This is a genomic window from Pseudonocardia pini (assembly GCF_013870575.1).
GTDB lineage: Bacteria > Actinomycetota > Actinomycetes > Mycobacteriales > Pseudonocardiaceae > Pseudonocardia > Pseudonocardia pini.
Genome location: NZ_JACBXB010001056.1, coordinates 1 through 1,473, shown reverse-complemented (window position 1 = coordinate 1,473; position 1,473 = coordinate 1). Strand labels below are relative to the sequence as shown.

Below are 1,473 nucleotides of genomic sequence, written 5' to 3'. Positions count from 1 at the left end.
GATCGCACGCCGGATCCCACGGAGCTCCCCGCTCCGGCCCACCCGCCCGATCCGGAGCCCGGGCGGAGCGGCCTGCGGCGCCGGGTGCCTCAGGCCAACCTCTCGCCCGAGCTGCGGCGGCGGCGCGCGACGGCGGACACCCCCGCCCCGCTCCCGGACCTCGACGCCGCCCGAGCCCTCAGCCGCTACCAGCAGGCCCGTCGCTCGGCCCTCGCAGGCCCGGACCAGCTCGGCCCCGGCGGTGACTCGTGAGCGGGTTCGACTGGCAGCTCACCGACTTCGCGCGCCGCGTGCCCGGTGTGCTCGGCGCGGTCCTCGTCTCGGCCGACGGGTTGTGCCTGGCCACCTCCGAGTCGGTCGGCGAGACGCTGGGCGACCAGCTCGCGGCGGCGGCCTCGGGCCTCGCGAGCCTCTCGCACGGCGCCGCGTCCCTGCTGGGCTCCGGGCCCGTCGCGCAGACCGTGCTGGAGATGGAGCAGGCCTACCTGTTCGTCGGGGCCGTCGGGGTGGGCGCGCTGCTCGCGGTGCACGCGGACCGGCGGTCGGACATCGGCGCCGTCGGCTACGAGATGGCCATGCTCGCGGTGCGGGTCGGGCACAGCCTGGAGCCGGGCCTGCGGGGGACCTGGTGAGCGGGTCGTGACGGAGCCGGGTCGGGTCGTGCCGGTCTACGCCGTCACGGGGAAGCGGACCCGCGCGGCGGGGGAGGCGCTGCCCATCGAGGCGCTCGTGACGGCGGCCCCGGCGGGCAGGCACGCCCGCGGGCTGCAGCGCGAGCACGCGCGGATCGTCGCTGCGGCGGAGTCGCCGGTGTCGATCGCCGAGCTGGGGGCGCTGCTGGCCGTCCCGGTCGGGGTGGCGCGGGTGCTCGTCGGCGACCTCGCCGAGGCCGGGTACGTCTCCGTGCACGCGGCCGCCCGGGGCCCCCTGGACCGGGACGTCCTCGAACGACTCCTGGAGGGGCTGCGTGCGCGCACGGGCTGAGCCGGTCCCGCTGAAGATCCTGGTGGCCGGGGGTTTCGGGGTGGGGAAGACGACCTTCGTGCGCGCGCTGTCGGAGATCCCGCCGCTGCTCACCGAGCAGCTGATGACCGCGGCGTCCGACGGCGTCGACGACCTCTCCGCGGTGCCCGGCAAGTCCACGACGACCGTGGCCATGGACTTCGGCCGGATCACCGTCGACGAGTCGATGATCCTCTACCTGTTCGGCACGCCGGGGCAGTCCCGCTTCTGGTTCATGTGGGACGAGCTGTCCCGCGGCTCGGTCGGCGCGGTCGTGCTCGTGGACCTGCACCGGATCGAGGACTCCTTCGCCGCGATCGACTACTTCGAGGACCGCGGGATCCCGTACGTCGTGGGGGTCAACACCTTCCCCGGCTCACAGGCGCACACCGAGGCGGAGGTCCGCGAGGCCCTGGCGCTCCCGCCATCGGCACCGTGATAAGGGCCTCCGTTCCGCCGCCCTCGCGGGGC

At 75.6% G+C, this 1,473-nt stretch carries 3 protein-coding genes and 1 pseudogene; all 4 read left to right on the top strand.

Annotated elements, in window-relative coordinates; all coding sequences use genetic code 11:
* Positions 1-252, top strand: a 252-nt coding sequence (locus tag H5J29_RS32445) for a hypothetical protein (RefSeq protein ID WP_220188216.1), incomplete at its 5' end; no start/stop codon positions are given.
* A complete protein-coding gene (locus H5J29_RS32440; RefSeq protein WP_181784721.1) occupies positions 249-632 on the top strand; it encodes a roadblock/LC7 domain-containing protein in 384 nt (127 codons plus the stop codon). The genes H5J29_RS32445 and H5J29_RS32440, both read left to right, overlap by 4 nt.
* Before the next feature lie 7 nt (positions 633-639).
* Positions 640-984 (top strand): DUF742 domain-containing protein, encoded by a 345-nt coding sequence (locus H5J29_RS32435; protein WP_181784720.1) that lies wholly within the window; start codon positions 640-642, stop codon positions 982-984.
* A pseudogene (locus H5J29_RS32430) lies at positions 968-1,438 on the top strand (GTP-binding protein); the annotation flags it as partial. The gene H5J29_RS32435 and the pseudogene H5J29_RS32430, both read left to right, overlap by 17 nt.
* Positions 1,439-1,473 lie beyond the last annotated feature (35 nt).